This is a genomic window from Sphingomonas sp. P4_G3, from assembly GCF_056401105.1.
This window is the reverse complement of sequence record NZ_JBFUJZ010000003.1, coordinates 76,992-94,982: the sequence shown is the minus strand read 5'-3', so window position 1 is coordinate 94,982 and position 17,991 is coordinate 76,992. Positions and strand designations below refer to the sequence as shown.

Here is a 17,991-nt window from a genome sequence, read left to right as displayed (position 1 = left end):
TCGCTACTTTGACGCCGCGTGGAAGCCGGCGTCACCCAGCCCGTGACCTTGCGCCAAATAGTCGTCGGAGCGCATTTCCTCGAGCCGGCTGACGGTGCGCTCGAACTCGAAGCGGCCGTCGCCCTTGGGGTAGAGGTCGGCGGGTTCGGCATCGGCGGCGGCGAGCAATTTGACCTTGTGCTCGTAGAGGGCGTCGATCAGCGAGACGAAGCGCGCCGCCTCGTTGCGGTTGTCGGGCCCGAGTTTGGGGATGCCGACCACGATCACGGTATGATAGCGCCGTGCGATCGCGAGATAATCGGCGCTTCCACGCGCTTCCGCGCATAATCGCTTGAAGCTGAACACGGCGACGCCCTTGAGCGACTTGGGCACATGCAGCGTCCGTCCGCCCTGGACCGGGATATCCTCGCTCGGCACATGCGCGGCGTCCTCGGGCGGATAGTCGGTCAGGCGGAAGAAAGCGGCGGACAATTCCTTGGTCACTTCGGGACCGTTGGGCACCAGCCAGGTTTCCTGCTGGCCGAGCCGGTCGCGGCGATAATCGACCGGGCCGTTCAAGGGCAGGACGTCGAGCCGCTGCTCGATCAGGTCGATAAAGGGCAGGAAATGCTCGCGGTTGAGGCCGTTCTTGTAGAGGTCCTTCGGCGGCCGGTTGGAGGTGGTGACGACGGTCACGCCGGCTTCGATCAGCGCGGTGAACAGTCGCGACAGGATCATCGCATCGGGCGAATTCGTCACCATCATCTCGTCGAACGCGAGCAGCCGCGCTTCATCGGCGAGCGCGGCGGCGACGGGAGTGATGGGGTCGCCCACCTCCTTCTTGCGCTCCTCGCCGATGCGCTGGTGCACCTCGAGCATGAACTCTGCGAAATGGACGCGGCGTTTGCGGTTGATTGCCAGGCACCCGAAGAACAGGTCCATCAGCATCGATTTTCCGCGCCCGACATCACCCCACATATAGATGCCGCGCGGGGAGTCGGGCTTGCGGCCGAGCGCGCGCCACAAGACCGATCCGCGTTTGGGCTGGGCCTCGAGTTCCTGTTGGAGCCGGTCGAGGCGCCGGGCGGCGGCTTCCTGGTCTGGGTCAGCGCGCAGTTCGCCGGCGGCGATTAGGGCGTGATATTGGTCGATGACCTTCAACTCGCTCTCCCCGATGGGGAGAGGGAGAAGGAGCGCCTCATTGGTTGCCGCTCGGAGGAGACGATTTGCGCAACGTCCCCGTAAAACTCGCGATCGTCGGTGCGCCTTCCTGGACGATCAGCCCGCGCAGAAACAGCATGCGGCTGGTTTCGCGCAGCAATTCGATATGCGCCTCGAGCGGCTCGCCGATCATGCCGCCGCCGATGAATTGCGCCGACAGGTCCAGCGTAACCGCGCCACCGGCGCTCAGGCATCCGAAGGCGCGGCTGGCGGCGAACAAGGAGACATCCATGAAGCCGAGCAGCGCACCGCCATGGACATTGTCGCGCATGTTCGAATGGTCGTGGCGCGGCATCATGCGGACCCGCGCGATACCGCCCTCTAGTTTCACCTGGAGCGGTTCGAGGAAGGAATTGAACCGGGTCGAGTCGCGGAACTGCCAGCGCTTCCAGCCCGGCAGATCGGGATCGTCGTCATAGAGGAAGAGCGGGCTCGGCGCGTCGGTCACATCTGGTCCGGCCGGGGTGTCAGACAATCCGCTCGGCTTCCATCTTCTTGATCTCGGCGATCGCCTTGGCCGGGTTGAGACCCTTGGGACAGGCGTTGGCGCAATTCATGATCGTGTGGCAGCGATAGAGGCGGAACGGATCCTCGAGCTGGTCGAGCCGGTCGCCGGTCATCTCGTCGCGGCTGTCGGCGAGCCAGCGATAGGCCTGGAGCAGGATCGCCGGGCCGAGGAACTTGTCGCTGTTCCACCAATAGCTCGGGCAGCTGGTCGAGCAGCAAGCGCACAATATGCATTCGTAGAGGCCGTCGAGCTTCTCGCGGTCCTGCGGGCTCTGCAGCCGCTCCTTGCCCGCGGGTGCCGGCGTCACGGTCTGTAGCCACGGCTTGATCGAGGCATATTGCGCATAGAAATGGGTGAAGTCGGGAACCAGGTCCTTGATCACTTCCATGTGCGGCAGCGGGGTAATCGTCACCTCCGACTTGCAGTCCTCGATCGCGGTGGTGCAGGCGAGGCCGTTCTTGCCGTCCATGTTCATCGAGCACGATCCGCAAATCCCTTCGCGGCACGAGCGGCGGAAAGTCAGCGACGAATCCTGCTCGGACTTCATCTTGATCAGGGCGTCGAGCACCATCGGGCCGCAGGTGTCGAGGTCGACCTCGAACGTGTCGTAGCGCGGATTCTCGCCGGTATCGGGATCGTAGCGATAGATTTTGAAGCGCCGGATATTGGTGGCGCCTTCGGGTGCCTTGTGGACCGTGCCGTTCTTGCGGATCTTGCTATTCTTCGGCAGGCTGAACTCGGCCATTGCGTGTCCCTATCGCGGTGCTGCGGTGCGGCTATGCCTTTCGGCAGCGGAGTGCAACCCCGTCAAACCGCGTTGTTGACAAGTATCGCATCGAGCAGGCCGGGAAAGCGCCGGTCGAACTCGGTGCGGCGCAGCACGTTGATCATCTCGCGGCCCGATTGGGTGGTTTCGATCAATCCGGCGGCGCGCAGCGTCTTCAAATGGTTGGACAGCGTGCTTTTGGGAACCGGTGCGTCGCACGGCGCCGCGTTCGAACAGCTCAGCCCAGCCGCCGCGGCCAGCCGCGCGACGATCGCCAGACGATTGGCATCGGCCAGCGCATGAAGCGCCAGGTCGAGCGGCACGTCCTCCAACCGGGGATGGGTAAAGCGAGGCATGCGAGGAATATAGGAAAGGTTCGTCGTTTTCATAGTTCGGGAATATTGAACTATTGAATCGAGCTTCCCAGATCGCGGTCCGCCGGCAGCGCACGACATCGTGATCGCGGGTAGATATTCGGAGAAGACACATGTCCCATAGCAAAATCCTCGGCGGCAAGAAGGCGCTGGTCACGGGTGGATCGCGCGGGATCGGATCGGCGATCGCCAAGCGGCTGGCCGCCGATGGCGCCGAGGTCGCGATCACTTATGCCGGCAACAAGGCGGCGGCCGACGCGACCGTAGCGATCATCGAGCAAGCAGGCGGCAAGGCAGTGGCGATCCAGGCCGACGCCGCCGACGATGCCTCACAGCGCGCCGGGATCGATGCGGCGGCCAAGGCGTTGGGCGGGATCGACATCCTGGTCCACAATGCCGGCGTCGCCGAATTCTTCGAGGTCGATCAGGATACTGACGAGTCGTTCGCCCACCAGTTCGGGGTGAATGTCCGCGGCCTGCACGTCGGAACGCGCGCGGCGCTGCCGCACATCCCCGACGGCGGGCGGATCATTCTGATCGGATCGATCGCCGGCGACACCGCGGCATTTCCGGGCATCGCGACCTATGGCGCGACCAAGGCGGCGGTGGCCGGGCTGGGGCGCGGTTGGGCGAGGGATCTCGCCGCCCGCAAGATCCTGGTCAACGTCATCCAGCCGGGGCCGATCGCCACCGATTTGGCGCCAAGCGAGGGGCCGGTCTACGATCTGCTGATCTCCAAGGTGCCGCTCGGCCGCTTCGGCGAGGCCGAGGAAATCGCTGGAGCCGCCGCTTTCCTGGCGGGGCCGGATGCAACGTACATCACCGGCACGACGCTGACGATCGACGGCGGCACGACGATCTGAGGCGCAGCGGAGAACAGAAAGCCCCTCCCCGGACAGGGAGGGGCTTTCACGTGTTTGGGCTTACACCGGAACCGGCGGCGTGACCCGTCCCCAGTCGATGTTGCGGGTGAGGAACATCACCGCCGCCAGGGCCGCGAACAAGAGCAGCGATCCGATCAGCAGTGAATAGGCCTCCAGGCTGAGCAGGATATAGAGCACCGCGTAGAGCGCCACGAGCAGGCCGAGGATGAACCCGGCGCGCCGGCGGCTCTTGAGCACCGCCGCCGAATAGGCCGTCAGCAGGCCGACGATCGCACCCGCGGCGATTAGATAGGCGAGGGTGAAGCCGACGACTTCCGCGAACGCCAGCAGCATCACGAAGAACAGGATCAGGCCAGCGCCGACTAGCAGATATTCGACCGTCGCGACGCGCACCCCGCCGACCACGTCGAACATCAGGAACGCCATGAAGGTGAAGCCGATGAACAGGAAACCGTATTTCACCGAGCGGTTGACCTGGTCGTACAGGTCGACCGGCGTGACCAGGTCGACCTGCGCGGTCATCGCCTGCGGGCCGGCGGCGGCGGCACGCTCGACCGACGGGGAGCCGGGCGATGCCGGGACGACCGGCGCGGCGGCCGTGTCGCCGGTATCGACCAATGTCCGACCGAGTGCGAGGTTGCCGACGCGATAGGTCGCAGTGAAGCCATTGGCTGCGACATGACGATCGGTCGGCAGGAAGCCGCCCTGGAAGCTGGGATTGGGCCAAGGCGAGGTGATCGCCCAGCGCGTGTCGCCGGCGCGCGGAACCAGCGCCAGCGACGCGTTGCCGCGCAGGTCGAAGGCGAAATCGGCGATCATCGGCTTGGTCGTCAGCGTGGTGGCGTCGAGCCAGGTATAGAAGCCGGCGCCGTTGGTTTCGCCAGGCCCCTTGCCGGGCTGGAGCGAGCGCGCGGCGCCGTCGATCGTGACCTTGGGCGGCGCACCGTAGAGGCCACGCGGATCGGATACGCCGAAGCGCAGTTCGGCGCGATCGAGCTGGAGTTTGTCGGCGGCGACGCCATAGCGCTGCAGGTCGGCAGGTAACGCGAAGCGCGCGCGCCCGGCGGTATGCGCGCCATAGACGACGGCCTCATAGATCGACCGCTTGCGAACCTCGGGCGCGATCTTGGTCACGACATCGGCGGTTTCCGGCGAGAGGACCAGCTCGCGCGTCTCGACACCCGTCTTGGTCACCTGCTTGCCGTCGACCGTCTCGGTGGTAGTGGTCTCCGCCCGATAGGGGATGACCAGCAGCGGCCCGATCAGCGTCTGCGGTCCGCCCCAGCCCTGTGCGATCGAACTGCGCGCGGTGTCGGACTGATGCTGGCGATCATAGACCAGAAGGTAGATCGCGAAGAGCGGAACGGTCAGCATCATGGCGATGACGATCGCCAGGATGAGCTTCAATCCGGGGGATCGTTGAGAGGTGGTATCGGGCTGCATGCGCTTGCTCCGTCGACGAACCGTGCTGTTTCATAGACGAATTGAGTTGGTCGTCAAGGATGCGTAGCGCAGCATCCTAGTCACCCCAGCGAAAGCTGGGGTCTCAGGCAATTGCGCGATGCGGCTTGAGATCCCAGCTTTCGCTGGGATGACGGCGACCAGGCGATCAGCCGATCACGGCTTTCAGGTTCATGAATTCATGCAGGCCCCAGGGCCCGAGTTCGCGGCCATGGCCCGATCGTTTGATCCCGCCGAACGGCGCTTCGGGGGTCGAGGAGAGCATGCGATTGACCGCGGTCATGCCGGCGGCGATGTCGCGGGCGAAGCGCTCCTTTTCGGCATCGTCATTGGTCCAGACCGACGATCCCAGCCCGAACGGCACGTCGTTCGCGAGCGCGATCGCCTCGTCGATGTCGCTCACCTTGAACACCATCGCGACCGGACCGAACACTTCCTCCTTGGCGACCTCGCTGTCGGGATCGACATCGACCAGCACACCGGGCGTCAAATAGGCGCCGGGCAAATCGGGTTTCTCCGCGCCGAACAGCAGGGTTGCGCCGGAATCGCGAAACTTGGCGATTTGGCCAAGCACGGTATCACGTTGCTCTTCCGACGATAGCGGTCCCATCTCGGTTGCCGGATCCATCGGGTCGCCGGTCTTCACCGCCTTCATCCCCGCCGAGAATGTCTCCATGAAATCATCATAGACATCGGCGTGGACGATCATCCGCTTGGCGCAGATGCACGACTGGCCTGTATTCTGCGTGCGCGCGGTGACCGCGGTCTTGGCGGCGAGCGCGATATCGGCTGACGGCATGACGACGAACGGGTCCGATCCGCCGAGTTCGAGCACGATTTTCTTGAGTGCGCGACCCGCAGCCTCGGCAACCTTGGCACCTGCTCCTTCGCTGCCGGTCAGCGTCACCGCGACGATACGGTCGTCGGCGATCAGCTCGCCGACCTTGGCCGATTTGATCGCCAGATTCTGGAACAGGCCTTCGGGCGCTCCGGCCGCCAGGATCGTCTCCTCCAGCGCGGCGGCGCAGCCCTGGACCGAAGAAGCGTGTTTCAACAGCCCGACATTGCCGGCCATGATCGCCGGTGCGGCGAAGCGCACCACTTGCCAATAGGGAAAATTCCACGGCATCACCGCGAGCACCGGCCCCATCGGCAGCCAGCGCGCGACGGCATGGCCGACCGGCGTGTCGACTTCGACCACCTTGAGCAGTTGCGCCCCGTGCCGCGCATAGTAACGAAAGGCGGACGCGCATTTCTCCACTTCGGCGACTGCCGATTTCAGCGTCTTGCCCATTTCCCCGGTAGCGATCCGCGCCAGCCGATCCTTGTCGTCCTCGAACCGCTCGGCGATGTGGCGGAGCAGGGTCATGCGGTCGGCGAGATCGCTGCTGCGCCAGGCGAGGAAGGCCTCGTGCGCCTTGGCCAGTCGTGCTTCGACCTGCGCATCGGTCAGTTCGGCGAAGCTGCGACCGGGCTCATTGGTGGCAGGGTTGATGCTGGTGAACATAGGGTTGCCTCTCGTTTCGGTCAGCCGAACGCACGGCTCCGATGGCGGGTCCCGTGGTCCGCATTCTCCAGGGAACGACTTCTCGAACGAGTCATTGTGCAACCGGAATGGTCATGCAATCCTGCTGACGCCACATGGCCTTAGGGAGAGAGAGTAATGGGTATCATCCGCATGATCATCGTCGGATTGATCGTCGGCGCGCTGGCGCGCTGGTTCTATCCCGGTCCCGTCCACGTCGGTTGGATCGTCACGATCTTGCTGGGCATCGCCGGTTCGTTCGTTGCCGGTTTCGTTTTGCAGCTGCTCAATCGCAGGGCGAGCGAGCCGTTCCATCCGGCGGGTCTTATCGCATCGATCCTTGGCGGCATGGTGCTGATCTTCGTCGCGCGGCTGCTGCATATCGCTTGATCACAAGTGGCGGATCGGCGGGTTGCCCCCGCCGGTTCGCTGCCGCATAGCGTGGCGGATGGACACTCCGATCGATGACCTGTCGTTCGAGGACGCGCTGAAGCGCCTCGAGGAAATCGTCCGCCAGCTCGAAAGCGGCGAGGCGAAACTGGATGACGCCATCCGCCTCTACGAGGAAGGGACGCGCCTCCGTCAGAAATGCACCGAGCGGCTCGACGCGGCGCAGGCGCGAATCGAGGCGATCCGGCTCGATTCGGATGGCCGCCCCGCGGGTGTCGCGCCGTTCAACGCCGCATGAGCGTCGGCGCCGTGGCAACCTCCCCGTCGCTCAAGGCCGCGTTGACCCAGGTGGGCGCGGAGGTCGATCGCCGCTTCGACGTGATGCTCGCGGTACCCGACGATCCGCGCGCTGAATTGTACCAGGCGATGCGGCATGCGGCGATCGGTGGCGGCAAGCGGCTGCGGCCGTTGCTGGTCTTCGCCACCGCCGGCCTGTTCGGGGTCGATCGCGAATGCACCGCGCGCACCGCCTGCGCGATCGAGGCAATCCATGTCTATTCGCTGATCCATGACGATCTGCCGGCGATGGACAATGACGATATGCGCCGCGGCAAGCCGACCGTGCATCGCGCTTTCAGCGAAGCGGCGGCGATACTCGCGGGCGACGGCCTGCATGCCCTCGGGTTCGAATGGCTCGCCGATCCGGCGACCCATCCCGATCCCTATGTCCGCGCCGAATTGGTGCTCGAGCTCGCGCGCGCGGCGGGGCCCGGCGGGATGGCCGGCGGGCAGGCGATGGACTTGAAGGCCGAAACCCAGACGTTCGACCTCAACACCGTCACGCGGCTGCAGGCGATGAAGACCGGCGCGCTGATCAGCTGCGCGGTGGAGATGGGCGCGATCCTGGGCCGCGTCGCGCCCGAGGGGCGGACGGGGCTGCGTGGCTATGCCCGCGATATCGGGCTCGCGTTCCAGATCTCCGACGATTTGCTCGACGTCGAGGGCGACGAGGAAAAGGCGGGCAAGAAGCTGCGGAAGGACCAAGGCGCGGGGAAAGAGACGTTCGTCTCCCTGCTCGGCGTCGATCGCGCACGCGGCCAGGCCCGGATGCTGGTCGATCAGGCGATCGATCATCTGCGCGGTTATGGGCAGGAGGCCGACCTGCTGCGCAGCATCGCGCGCTATGTGCTAGAGCGCGACCGCTAGCCGAAGGGAGGGGGGCATGACCATTCGCACCGGGGTCTATCCCGGCACGTTCGATCCGATTACGCTGGGGCATATGGACATCATCCGGCGCAGCGCGAAGCTGGTCGATCGGCTGGTGATCGGGGTTACCACCAATATCGCCAAGTCACCCTTGTTCGCTGACGACGAGCGAATCGCGATCGTCCGCCGCGAGGTCGAGGCGACCGGCATCGACAATATCGAGGTGGTCGGGTTCAGCTCGCTGCTGATGGACTTCGCCGACAGTCAGGGGGCGTCGATCGTCATCCGCGGCATTCGCGGCGTCACCGACTTCGAATATGAATATCAGCTCACGGGCATGAACCGGCAACTCAATCACCGCGTCGAAACGGTGTTCCTGATGGCCGACGTGTCGCTCCAGCCGATCGCCAGCCGGCTGGTCAAGGAAATCGCGGTGTTCGGCGGCGACATCTCCAAATTCGTCACCCCCAGCATCCGCGACGAGGTAATCGCGCGAATCGATCGCGACGGCTTGCGGCGGGTTTAACTCGCGCGAAGGCGCTAAGATTTTGTTCGCGCAGAGGCGCCGAGAACGCGGAGAAGTTGCGCGCGACAGCGCGCTTTCGTTTCCCGTCATCGTTGATTGAAAGGCTGCTGACGCAGCCAAGAGAAACACCTCAGCGCTCTCCGCGCTCTCCGCGAAACCACTCTTCTTCGCGCCTCCGCGCCTCCGCGTGAATCATTATTTGGCGCGCTCGCCTATGTCAGGCGCAGGCGTCGCTTTGCCTCAAAAAAGCCGCACGTACTGCGCATTGGCGCTTGGCGATAATTGCTCTAAGCCCCCACACCGAATGACCGTCTTTTCCGGAGTGCCCATGCGTTTCTTTTTCGGCCTGATTGCGATGATGAGTGTCGCGATCGCCGGCAGTCCTTCGATCGCTGCCAAGAAGCAGAAGGCGCCTCCGACTCCGCCGGCGGCGCCGCGGCTCGCTCCGCCGCCGATGACCGACAAGGAAAATCTGCTCTATCTCGATTTGTCGACCGGCGGCCGCGTGGTGATCTGGCTGCGCCCCGATGTCGCGCCCAAGATGGTCGAGCGGGTCAAGACGCTGACTCGCCAGCATTTCTATGACGGCCTCAAATTCCACCGCGTGATCGACGGTTTCATGGCGCAGACCGGCGATCCCAAAGGCGACGGCACCGGCGGCTCGACGCTTCCCGACCTGCCCGCCGAGTTCAACTATCTGCCGCACGTGCGCGGCGCGGTGGCGGCGGCGCGTGAGGGTGCGGCGCCGGACGCCTCGCCCGAGGACAAGACCAAGGCGGAGAACAGCGCCAACAGCCAGTTCTTCATCGTGTTCCTGCCCAAGCTGGCGCTCGACAAGAAGTACACCGTCTTCGGCCGCGTCATCTCCGGGATGGAATATGTCGACGCGGTCGAGCGTGGCGAGCCGCCGGCGAACCCGTCGACGATCTTCCATGCCTATGTCGCCGCGGACAACCCGCCGCCTTACTCGGCACCCCCGCCGCCTCCGCCGCCGCCGGCCCCCGTGCTGGCGCCCGCGCCGACGCTGACAACGCCGACCTTGGCGCCCGGCAAGAAGGCGCCTGCGGCCAAGGTGCCGGCTGAGAAAGCACCGGCAGCAACGACGCCGGCGCCGACTCCGGCTCCGGCCAAGAAGTAATCACGACCAACTGACGCGAGGGCGGCGTGGACGTCGACCTGTTCGACTTCGACTTGCCGCCCGAGCGGATCGCGCTGCGTCCGGCGAGCCCGCGCGACGCGGCGCGAATGCTCGTACTAGACGGGGCGGGACCCGACGGCGCGACGCGCGACCGGCTGGTCAGCGACCTGCCGGGCGAACTGCGGCGCGGCGACCTGCTGGTGTTCAACGACACCAGGGTGATCCCGGCGCAGCTTGAAGGCAAGCGTGGCGAGGCGCGGATCGGGGCGACGCTGCATAAGCGCGAAGGCGCACGGCGCTGGCGTGCGTTCATCCGCAACGCCAAGCGACTGCGCGACGGCGAGACGATCGATTTCGGCGCGGGCGTCACCGCGATCGCAACGGACCGCGCAGAGGATGGCAGCTTCGCGCTCGACTTCGCCGGTGATGAGCCCATCGAATTGCTGCTCGAGCGCGCCGGTCGGATGCCGCTCCCGCCGTACATCGCCGCGCGCCGCCCGACCGATGCGCGGGACGCCGACGATTATCAGACGATGTTCGCGAACGAGCCTGGCGCGGTCGCGGCGCCGACCGCCGCGTTGCACTTCACCCCCGGCCTGATGGCGGCGCTGGAGGCGGCAGGCGTCGGGCACGTCACGCTGACGCTTCATGTCGGCGCGGGCACGTTCCTGCCGGTCAAGGTCGAGGACACCGATGAGCACAAGATGCACGCCGAATGGGGTCGCATCGACGCCGCCACCGCCGATCGCATCAACGCGACCCGCGCCGCCGGCGGCCGCGTCATCGCGGTCGGCACTACCAGCCTCCGCCTGATCGAGAGCGCGGCGGATGAAGCGGGCCGGGTCCACCCGTTCGAGGGCGATACCGCGATCTTCATCACCCCGGGAGTTCGAATCCGCGGGATCGACGGGCTGATGACCAACTTCCATTTGCCGAAATCGACCTTGTTCATGCTGGTTTCGGCGTTGATGGGGCTGGAGCGGATGCAGGCAGCGTACGCGCACGCGATCGAGAACGGCTACCGCTTCTATTCGTACGGGGATGCCTCACTGCTGTTGCCGTGACGGTGCTGTTGCCGTGCGGTTGGACCTATCGGAGCGATGGCATCGGCGGCGCGAATGAGGCACAAAGCAAGTCATGTCGGGGGAAATGGCGTCGCCTTGGTCCGGGAAACCATCTCGCCGCTGCGGTAGCCGCTGACCCATGGCGGGTCGCGGCGATGATCCTGACGCAGACTTGGTGGCCGGCGCGGTTGCCGGTGACCGCGCGGCATTCAGCGCGCTGCTCGAACGTCATTATGACCGCATTCACGGCCTGGCCTGGCAATTGACCGGGACGCGCGCCGATGCCGACGATATCGCGCAGGACGTGTGTTGCGCGCTGGTCGAGCGGATCGGATCGTTTCGCGGCGAGGCCAAGTTCACCACCTGGCTGTGCGGCATTGTCTTCAATGCGTGCCGCGACTTTCATCGCCGCCGCAAATCCCTGGGCGGGTTCGCCGCGCGCCTTGCGGTGCTGGCGGGGCTGGCGCGGGGTCCCGACGGCCGCGATCTGCATGACGCGATGTGGGTGAAGAGCGCGATCGCCGGCCTGCCGCCCGCGTATCGCGACACGGTGGTGCTGGTCGCCGGACAGCAGTTGTCGCATGCCGAAGCTGCGGCGATCCTGGGGGTGGCCGAGACCACCGTGTCGTGGCGGATGCACGAAGCGCGGCGGATGCTCGCCGGGAAGGAGGCCGCCGAAGCCTGACGCCTGGCAAGAGGCGCGCGAAAAAAATCTCGACCCTTGTCCAAGGAATCCCCGCCGAGCCGCGTCGAAGGGGAATGCGGACGATCCTGCCCGCTGCAACCAAGGGAGAATGATATGTCCCATCTGTATCGGGCAGTCGCCACCGGGCTGGCTCTGACATTGCTCGCGTCCTGCGCCGGATCTGACACCCGCCTCACATCCGCGTCGGACGCAAAAGGGGAGGCCAAAGCGGATGAAGGCGCCGCTGAGATCGTCGTCACCGGACAGAGCATCGCCAATGCGCCGACGGACAGAGCGTCGCGAATATCGACCTTCGCCCCGCCAGCTCCGCCCGCACCGCCGCCATCGCTATCGTCCCCGCAGCAGCCCTCGGTGCCGTCGCCCGTGATGACCACCAGTCGGCTTGCCAAGCGCGCAGCGCCGGAGCCGCGGCCTTATCCCCCTTATTATCAGGATGTCGGCCGCGACAAGTTCACCAGCGTCGACCAGAATGCGTTCAAGATCGTCAAGGAAGAGCCGGTCTCGACCTTCTCGCTCGATGTCGACACCGCCTCCTATTCGTTCGTCCGTGCCTCGCTCAACCAGAACACGCTGCCGCAGCCAGCGGCGGTGCGGACCGAGGAGATGGTCAATTACTTCCCTTATGACTATGCGCCCGCGGCCGGCGCGTCGCAGCCGTTCAGCACCAATGTCGCGGTATTCCCGAGTCCCTGGACGCCCGGCCGCAAGCTCGTCCGGATCGGCGTGAAGGGCTATGAGATCGGGCGCAGGACGCGGCCGCGCGCGAACCTGGTATTCCTGATCGACACGTCGGGATCGATGTACGCGCCCAACAAGCTGCCGCTGGTCAAGCAATCGCTCGAAATGCTGCTCGATCAGCTCGACGGCAACGACAGCGTTGCGATCGTCACTTATGCCGGCAGCGCCGGTACCGCGCTCGAGCCGACGCCGGCCAGCGAGAAGGCCAGGATCAAGGCCGTGATCGAGGGGCTGGGCGCGGGCGGCAGCACCGCCGGTGCCGAGGGTATCCGCCAGGCCTATCGGCTGGCCGAGCAGCATTTCGATGCCAAGGGCGTCAACCGCGTGATCCTGACCACCGACGGCGACTTCAACGTCGGCATCACCAATCAGGACGAGCTCAAGGGCTATATCGAGCGCGAGCGCGGCAAGGGCGTGTTCCTGTCGGTGCTCGGCTTCGGCATGGGCAATTACAACGACGCGATGATGCAGACGCTGGCGCAGAACGGCAACGGCACCGCTGCCTATATCGACACGGTCAACGAAGCGCGGAAGACCTTGGTCGACGAGGCGACCTCGACCCTGTTCCCGATCGCCAAGGACGTGAAGATCCAGGTCGAGTTCAATCCCCGCACCGTCGCCGAATATCGCCTGATCGGTTACGAGACGCGGATGCTCAAGCGCGAGGATTTCGACAATGACAAGGTCGATGCCGGCGATGTTGGGTCGGGCCAGACCGTGACGGCGTTGTACGAGGTCGTGCCGGTCGGCGGGCCGCGGGCGAATGGCGATTTGCGCTATGCCGCGCCGGCCCCGGTTGCCGCGGCGGGATTAAGCGGCGAACTCGGCTTCGTGAAGATCCGCTACAAGCTGCCCAAGTCGGACGCGAGCCTGTTATTGTCGACGCCGATCGATCGGCGCGTCCAGTTCGCGCGGTTCGAAGACGCGCCGCAGGATGCGCGCTTCGCCACCGCCGTCGCCGGTTTCGCCGAATTGCTCCGCGGCGGGCGCTATAACGGCGCGCTCAGCTATGACGACGTCCTGCGCATGGCGAGCGGCGCCAAGGGCAAGGACGAATTCGGCTATCGGACCGAGTTCATCCAGCTCGTCCGCACCGCCCGAATTGCCAACGGCATTGCGGCGACCGGGCAATGATGTGGAACGGGACGCTGCGGTTGCGGCGTCCCGCATCGCCGTTCGCGATCATGGCTTAGACCGGGCAAAGATTGCCGTTATAGACCGATCGATGTCCGTTTCCCGCCTTCCTTGCCTCAGCGGCGCCGGCCATTGCCGGTTCGTCATTTGGGGGCGTTGAATGGCCGACGACAGCGATCTCGCCCGCCTGCTCCCCGACTCGCCACCGCCGCGGCCCGCCGCGCGCGATGCGGCGATCACGGCTGCGATGCGTCGCTTCGACGGCGTCTCCGATCCGACGCCCGCCGCTGCTCCCGCTCGGCGTCCAACGCGATGGGTGTCCGGCAAGCAGATCGGTGCGTTCGCCTCGATCATCCTCGTCGCCGGGATCAGCCTGTCGATCGCGCTCAACCGGCCCGGTGGTCTGCAGCCCGGCAAGGTCGAGCAGCCCCCGGCCGACATCGCGCCGCGCTCGGCGCCGGCGCCTGATCGCCCCGGCGTTTCAAAACCGCCGGCGACCAGTGCAGCCAAAGAGTCGACGCCTGCCGTCAAGCCGGAGCCGCCAATCCAAAAGCCGACCGCTCCGGCTGCCCCGGTCACCTTGGCCGGCGGTGCTGATCGTCGCGCCTCCGAGGACCTGGCACGGTCCGCCTCGCCGCCACCTCCGCCGTCGCCTGCGCCCCCCGCAGCCATGGCACCACCGCCGATGCAGTTCGCGCCACGGAGCGCGGCACCGGCTCCGCCAGCTGACGAGAGTCCGGTCGCTGCTGCCGGGCGCGTGGCGCAACCGAAAGCGATCGAGTCCGCGAGTCCGGTCAGTATGGCAAGCAAGAAGGCTGATGAAGATGAAGGGCCTCGCGACGTCGTGGTAACGGGTGCGCGAAGGCGTCCGAATGCCTATGCCGCGCGTGGCGATTGGAATGCCTGCACGGTGATCGATCCCGAGGAAAGCCTGCGCGGCTGCAAGAGCGTGCTTGGCATTGGTGCGAAGGGACCGGCGGGCGAGGCGGCGGCGCGGCTTGCCAATGGTCTGGCGCTTGCCTGGCGTGGAGACTTGGACGGCGCGATCGCCGCGTTCGATCAGGCCATCGCCCTCAAGCCCAGATTCGCCTTCGCATATCTCAACCGGGGACTGGCCTATCAGCGCCAGGGAGAGCCGGCGCGCGCCGCCGCCGATCTCGATCTCGCGATCAAATATGCGCCCTATGCGGCGCGCGGCTATTACAATCGCAGCGTCCTGCGGCGCGAACAGGGCAACCGGCGCGGCGCTGACGCCGATGCGAATCGGGCGGTCCAGCTTGACCTGGATTATCCGGACCCTGCGCAATGACTCCGACCGACGATCCCTAGGCGGCGGCCTCCAGCCGTTCGACCAGGGCGGCGAAGCGGGCGTCAAGCTTTTCGGCATGCCTCCGGACCGCGAGTCCGATCACCCGGGTCGAGCCGGCAGTGTCGGCCACCTGATCCAGCGCGGCGGAGATTGCCGTGATCGCTTCTTCGGAAGTGCGGACATTGTCGGCAATGCCGATCGAGTTGCGCTGGATCGCGCCCACCGCCTGATGCTGCTGGTGGGCAGTCGTCGCCGCCTTTCCGACGGCGTCGAGCAAGGCGCCCATGATGCCGTCCACCTGATCGACCAGCGCGACTGTCTCGCGCACCGCCGAGGAGACGCCATCGACGCGCCCCTTGATCGCCGACGTCGTGTCGCCGACCTGCTTGGCGAGTCCCTTTACTTCGCCCGCTACCACGGCGAAGCCCCGCCCTGCCTCGCCGGCGCGCGCCGCCTCGATAGTGGCGTTGAGCGCCAACAGGTTGGTCTGGCCGGCGATCTGGGCGATCAGCTCGGCCGCCTCGCGGATCAGATCGACGTTGCGGACGAGGTTGCCATTGGTGCTCCGCGCTCGGGCGGATTGCTGGCTTGCATCGTTGACGGCGACGCGTGCCCGCTCGGAAGCCGTGCCGATCTCGCCGATCGAGGAGGAAAGCTCGGTCAGCGTATCGGAGATGGATTGCGTCGCGCGGCTCGCCTCGTGCGAGCGATCGCGGATTGCACCGGTTTGCGCCTGCTGGTCGGCGATGACGGAAAGCATTGTGTCGGCGCTGCGTTCCAGCGCGCCGGCGGAATCGATCAGATCGGTGACGAGGCTGGCCAGCGAGCGGCGCAATTCTTCCGCGACGTCGCGCTGGCTTTCGCGCAGCTGGACCTCGTGGCGCGCTTGTTCCTCGACCGCGTGGGCGGCGAGCCGATCGGCGCGAACTCTCGCTTCCTCGGCCTGGCGGAGCGCGTTGGCCGTTTCGGCGGCGCTGCGTTCGGCGCGGCTTGCCTCGGCTTGCGCGGCGCGCATGCTGTCCTCCAGGCGTCGGCGCGACCGGAGGATCAGCCGCAACAACCAGGCGGAGGTCAGCGCGAACGCGCCGCCGACCGCGAGCAGTATAGGAAGGATGCCGCGCAGCGCGTCCTGCCCGGCGGTGGCCAGCGGCCAGGTTATCGTCCCGATCGGCACATTAGCGGCATCGCGCACCGTCAACCTATTGGGCGCATCGCCCGTCATGGACGACCAGCCGATGCTGGCCAGGCCATAGGCGTCGCCCCATGCTGACAGCACTCGGCTATCCAACTCGCGCACTAGCACCAAATAGCGCAGCCGCCCTACTTGCCTGGGCCGCAAAAGAGGCAAGATCGGCATGCCCGAAATCACCGCCGGCCGGCCCTGAAAACGGATCGGGAAGGCGGTGCCGGTGGTCATCCTTTCGGCTATGCGCTGGCTGTGCGGAAGGCGCGACATCAGGGCGGCAAGGGTGCTGCCGATCGCGCCGGCAAGCGGCACAGGCTTCCCCTTGCCGTTGGGCGGGCAAGCCCAGAGCGTGTTACCCTGATCGTCGATGATGTAACTGTGCATCGGATAGGAAAGGTTGGTGCGGGCCCATTCCGCATCGACGCGGCCATAGAGGTGATCGACGGCGTCGTCCCAATGGGCGGTGGTTGACGTCGAGTCGGCCAGGCTCCGCGTCTCGCGCTTGACGGCGCCGGACACCAACGTGTGCATGGTGGCGGAATCGTTGCTGTCGACGCGATGCACCAGCGAGACGACGACCAGTGCCGCGCCCGTCGCCGCCAGACCGATCAGGGTCAGCAGCGGGCCGAGCAACCCATCGAATTTCTTGCCGACTACGTCCAACTCACGCCCCCCACGACTACGGCAGTCTAATATGAGTTGGTTATCGCGCTCTTAAGCATGGCCCCGAAATCCTGCCAAGGTTGGGGTGGGCGAGCCTGTTTCCAGTCGGCGCGATCGCGATCGAGCTTTCGCGACTGAATGCGGCACAATGCGCGCTGTTCCTTTCCGCGCCTTCGGCATAAAATCCGGATGTGATCCTATCCTACGCCCCGATTTCGCTCGCCGATTCCCCCGCCGGGTCCAGCGTGCTCGTCGCGGCGATATCCTGGCTGCAGGATGTGCTGCTCGGCACGGCGGCGACGTCGATCGCGGTGATCGCGATCGCGGCGATCGGGTTCGGGATGCTGACCGGGCGAGTCAATATCCGCCATGGTGCGACCGTCATCCTCGGCTGCTTCATCCTGTTCGGCGCGTCGACCATCGTCAACGGACTGCGTTATGCGGCCAGCGGCGTCGGGGGGTATGACCCGCCGCCGGTAATCGTCGCCGCACCTCCGCCGCCGCCGCCTCCACACGTCCAGCCGAGCAAGACGCCGGCGCCCTATGATCCCTATGCCGGGGCATCGGTTCCGATGCAGTAACGCAGCACATCGCCAGTCAGTGGCTGTTGCCGAGCCCGGCCCGCTGGGGCACAGCCTGTCTCATGCCGCCGAATCGCTTTACGCCAGCCATCCGCCGCGGCTTTGCCCTGGCTCCTCGGACTTTCGTGCTTGCCTCCGCCCTGGTGGCGATCGGCTTGTCGAGCCCAGCCGCCGCGCAGAACGATAATCGCGTGCCCGTACCGCTCGGCAGCAAGAAAGGCGCGCCGGTATCGATCGCCGCGCCGCCGATCCTGGTGGTCGAGCCGGTGGCGATGATGATCGCCGCGTTCGACGCGGACGGCGATGGCCGCGTGACGCGCGACGAGATGCGCAAGGGTGTGGCGAGGAGTTTCGCCGCGATCGACACGGCCAATACCGGCAAGCTCGGCTATATCGCCTTTTCCGACTGGGCGCAGAAATGGCTCGGCGATCCCAACGCGCTGCCCGGCGCGTACGAGACCGACAGCGACAGCGACAACCAGATCACGCTGGCCGAACTCCAGACGAAGTTCGACCAGATCTTCACCCGGCTCGACAAGGACAAGGATGGCGTCCTGACTCGCGCCGAACTGCTGACGATCCGCGCCTTCCCGATGGGCGATGGCGGGAAACGCGGGAAACGAGGCGGATAA

Annotated in this window: 19 protein-coding genes; 12 read left to right on the top strand and 7 right to left on the bottom strand. The window is 65.9% G+C overall.

Going from position 1 to position 17,991, the window contains the following annotated elements; all coding sequences use genetic code 11:
* Positions 1 to 3 precede the first annotated feature (3 nt).
* The 4 genes from zapE to AC1DQQ_RS08540 all read right to left on the bottom strand — a co-directional run bounded on the left by zapE (position 4) and on the right by AC1DQQ_RS08540 (position 2,830).
* Entirely contained in the window at positions 4 to 1,140 is a 1,137-nt protein-coding gene (zapE, locus tag AC1DQQ_RS08555) for a cell division protein ZapE (RefSeq protein WP_478044852.1), read from the bottom strand.
* Positions 1,141 to 1,177: 37 nt separating this feature from the next.
* Entirely contained in the window at positions 1,178 to 1,648 is a 471-nt protein-coding gene (locus AC1DQQ_RS08550) for a PaaI family thioesterase (RefSeq protein ID WP_478044851.1), read from the bottom strand.
* Positions 1,649 to 1,667: 19 nt separating this feature from the next.
* On the bottom strand, positions 1,668 to 2,453 hold the full coding sequence (locus AC1DQQ_RS08545; RefSeq protein WP_478044850.1) for a succinate dehydrogenase iron-sulfur subunit: 786 nt from the start codon (positions 2,451 to 2,453) through the stop codon (positions 1,668 to 1,670).
* 62 nt (positions 2,454 to 2,515) lie between these two features.
* Positions 2,516 to 2,830 carry an ArsR/SmtB family transcription factor gene (locus AC1DQQ_RS08540; RefSeq protein ID WP_478044849.1) on the bottom strand — a complete coding sequence of 105 codons (315 nt, stop codon included), beginning with the start codon at positions 2,828 to 2,830 and terminating at the stop codon, positions 2,516 to 2,518.
* A 131-nt stretch (positions 2,831 to 2,961) separates the two neighbouring features.
* Here AC1DQQ_RS08540 and AC1DQQ_RS08535 point away from each other — a divergent pair, with 131 nt between their 5' ends.
* Entirely contained in the window at positions 2,962 to 3,711 is a 750-nt protein-coding gene (locus AC1DQQ_RS08535; protein ID WP_478044848.1) for an SDR family NAD(P)-dependent oxidoreductase, read from the top strand.
* Positions 3,712 to 3,771: 60 nt separating this feature from the next.
* Here the strand turns inward: AC1DQQ_RS08535 and creD are convergent, their stop codons facing one another.
* Entirely contained in the window at positions 3,772 to 5,175 is a 1,404-nt protein-coding gene (gene creD / locus AC1DQQ_RS08530) for a cell envelope integrity protein CreD (RefSeq protein WP_478044847.1), read from the bottom strand.
* Between the two features lie 166 nt (positions 5,176 to 5,341).
* Entirely contained in the window at positions 5,342 to 6,700 is a 1,359-nt protein-coding gene (locus AC1DQQ_RS08525; RefSeq protein ID WP_478044846.1) for an NAD-dependent succinate-semialdehyde dehydrogenase, read from the bottom strand.
* 156 nt (positions 6,701 to 6,856) lie between these two features.
* Between AC1DQQ_RS08525 and AC1DQQ_RS08520 the strand changes: the two genes are divergently transcribed.
* From AC1DQQ_RS08520 to AC1DQQ_RS08480, 9 genes are all read left to right on the top strand, one after another.
* Positions 6,857 to 7,108: a GlsB/YeaQ/YmgE family stress response membrane protein gene (locus tag AC1DQQ_RS08520; RefSeq protein ID WP_478030531.1), complete on the top strand. Its 252-nt coding sequence runs from the start codon at positions 6,857 to 6,859 to the stop codon at positions 7,106 to 7,108.
* A gap of 58 nt (positions 7,109 to 7,166) precedes the next feature.
* Positions 7,167 to 7,406, top strand: coding sequence for an exodeoxyribonuclease VII small subunit (locus AC1DQQ_RS08515; protein ID WP_066590374.1), 240 nt, complete (start codon positions 7,167 to 7,169; stop codon positions 7,404 to 7,406).
* 11 nt (positions 7,407 to 7,417) lie between these two features.
* Positions 7,418 to 8,314: a polyprenyl synthetase family protein gene (locus AC1DQQ_RS08510; RefSeq protein ID WP_478039560.1), complete on the top strand. Its 897-nt coding sequence runs from the start codon at positions 7,418 to 7,420 to the stop codon at positions 8,312 to 8,314.
* 16 nt (positions 8,315 to 8,330) lie between these two features.
* The gene (gene coaD / locus AC1DQQ_RS08505; RefSeq protein WP_478044845.1) at positions 8,331 to 8,840 is read left to right on the top strand and encodes a pantetheine-phosphate adenylyltransferase; all 510 of its coding nucleotides are present in this window, start codon (positions 8,331 to 8,333) and stop codon (positions 8,838 to 8,840) included.
* Between the two features lie 328 nt (positions 8,841 to 9,168).
* Entirely contained in the window at positions 9,169 to 9,978 is an 810-nt protein-coding gene (locus AC1DQQ_RS08500; RefSeq protein WP_478044844.1) for a peptidylprolyl isomerase, read from the top strand.
* A 26-nt stretch (positions 9,979 to 10,004) separates the two neighbouring features.
* Entirely contained in the window at positions 10,005 to 11,042 is a 1,038-nt protein-coding gene (gene queA / locus AC1DQQ_RS08495) for a tRNA preQ1(34) S-adenosylmethionine ribosyltransferase-isomerase QueA (RefSeq protein WP_478044843.1), read from the top strand.
* A 175-nt stretch (positions 11,043 to 11,217) separates the two neighbouring features.
* Positions 11,218 to 11,727: an RNA polymerase sigma factor gene (locus AC1DQQ_RS08490; protein WP_478039566.1), complete on the top strand. Its 510-nt coding sequence runs from the start codon at positions 11,218 to 11,220 to the stop codon at positions 11,725 to 11,727.
* Between the two features lie 114 nt (positions 11,728 to 11,841).
* Complete coding sequence (locus tag AC1DQQ_RS08485; protein WP_478039568.1) at positions 11,842 to 13,620, top strand: vWA domain-containing protein; 1,779 nt, start codon at positions 11,842 to 11,844, stop codon at positions 13,618 to 13,620.
* Between the two features lie 160 nt (positions 13,621 to 13,780).
* Positions 13,781 to 14,929: a tetratricopeptide repeat protein gene (locus AC1DQQ_RS08480; RefSeq protein ID WP_478039570.1), complete on the top strand. Its 1,149-nt coding sequence runs from the start codon at positions 13,781 to 13,783 to the stop codon at positions 14,927 to 14,929.
* Positions 14,930 to 14,945: 16 nt separating this feature from the next.
* Here AC1DQQ_RS08480 and AC1DQQ_RS08475 read toward each other — a convergent pair whose 3' ends face one another.
* Positions 14,946 to 16,778: a methyl-accepting chemotaxis protein gene (locus tag AC1DQQ_RS08475; protein WP_478044842.1), complete on the bottom strand. Its 1,833-nt coding sequence runs from the start codon at positions 16,776 to 16,778 to the stop codon at positions 14,946 to 14,948.
* 191 nt (positions 16,779 to 16,969) lie between these two features.
* On the opposite strand from AC1DQQ_RS08475, the gene AC1DQQ_RS08470 reads away from it, so the two are divergent.
* On the top strand, positions 16,970 to 17,359 hold the full coding sequence (locus AC1DQQ_RS08470) for a TrbC/VirB2 family protein (RefSeq protein ID WP_478044841.1): 390 nt from the start codon (positions 16,970 to 16,972) through the stop codon (positions 17,357 to 17,359).
* Positions 17,360 to 17,484: 125 nt separating this feature from the next.
* A complete protein-coding gene (locus AC1DQQ_RS08465) occupies positions 17,485 to 17,991 on the top strand; it encodes an EF-hand domain-containing protein (protein WP_478044840.1) in 507 nt (168 codons plus the stop codon).

Coding starts and splice junctions, on each gene's coding strand:
- AC1DQQ_RS08545 (WP_478044850.1), bottom strand. CDS start 2,453: ATGGCCGAGTTCAGCCTGCCGAAGAATAGCAAGATCCGCAAGAACGGC.
- AC1DQQ_RS08540 (WP_478044849.1), bottom strand. CDS start 2,830: ATGCCTCGCTTTACCCATCCCCGGTTGGAGGACGTGCCGCTCGACCTG.
- AC1DQQ_RS08535 (WP_478044848.1), top strand. CDS start 2,962: ATGTCCCATAGCAAAATCCTCGGCGGCAAGAAGGCGCTGGTCACGGGT.
- creD (WP_478044847.1), bottom strand. CDS start 5,175: ATGCAGCCCGATACCACCTCTCAACGATCCCCCGGATTGAAGCTCATC.
- AC1DQQ_RS08525 (WP_478044846.1), bottom strand. CDS start 6,700: ATGTTCACCAGCATCAACCCTGCCACCAATGAGCCCGGTCGCAGCTTC.
- AC1DQQ_RS08520 (WP_478030531.1), top strand. CDS start 6,857: ATGGGTATCATCCGCATGATCATCGTCGGATTGATCGTCGGCGCGCTG.
- AC1DQQ_RS08515 (WP_066590374.1), top strand. CDS start 7,167: ATGGACACTCCGATCGATGACCTGTCGTTCGAGGACGCGCTGAAGCGC.
- coaD (WP_478044845.1), top strand. CDS start 8,331: ATGACCATTCGCACCGGGGTCTATCCCGGCACGTTCGATCCGATTACG.
- AC1DQQ_RS08500 (WP_478044844.1), top strand. CDS start 9,169: ATGCGTTTCTTTTTCGGCCTGATTGCGATGATGAGTGTCGCGATCGCC.
- AC1DQQ_RS08485 (WP_478039568.1), top strand. CDS start 11,842: ATGTCCCATCTGTATCGGGCAGTCGCCACCGGGCTGGCTCTGACATTG.
- AC1DQQ_RS08480 (WP_478039570.1), top strand. CDS start 13,781: ATGGCCGACGACAGCGATCTCGCCCGCCTGCTCCCCGACTCGCCACCG.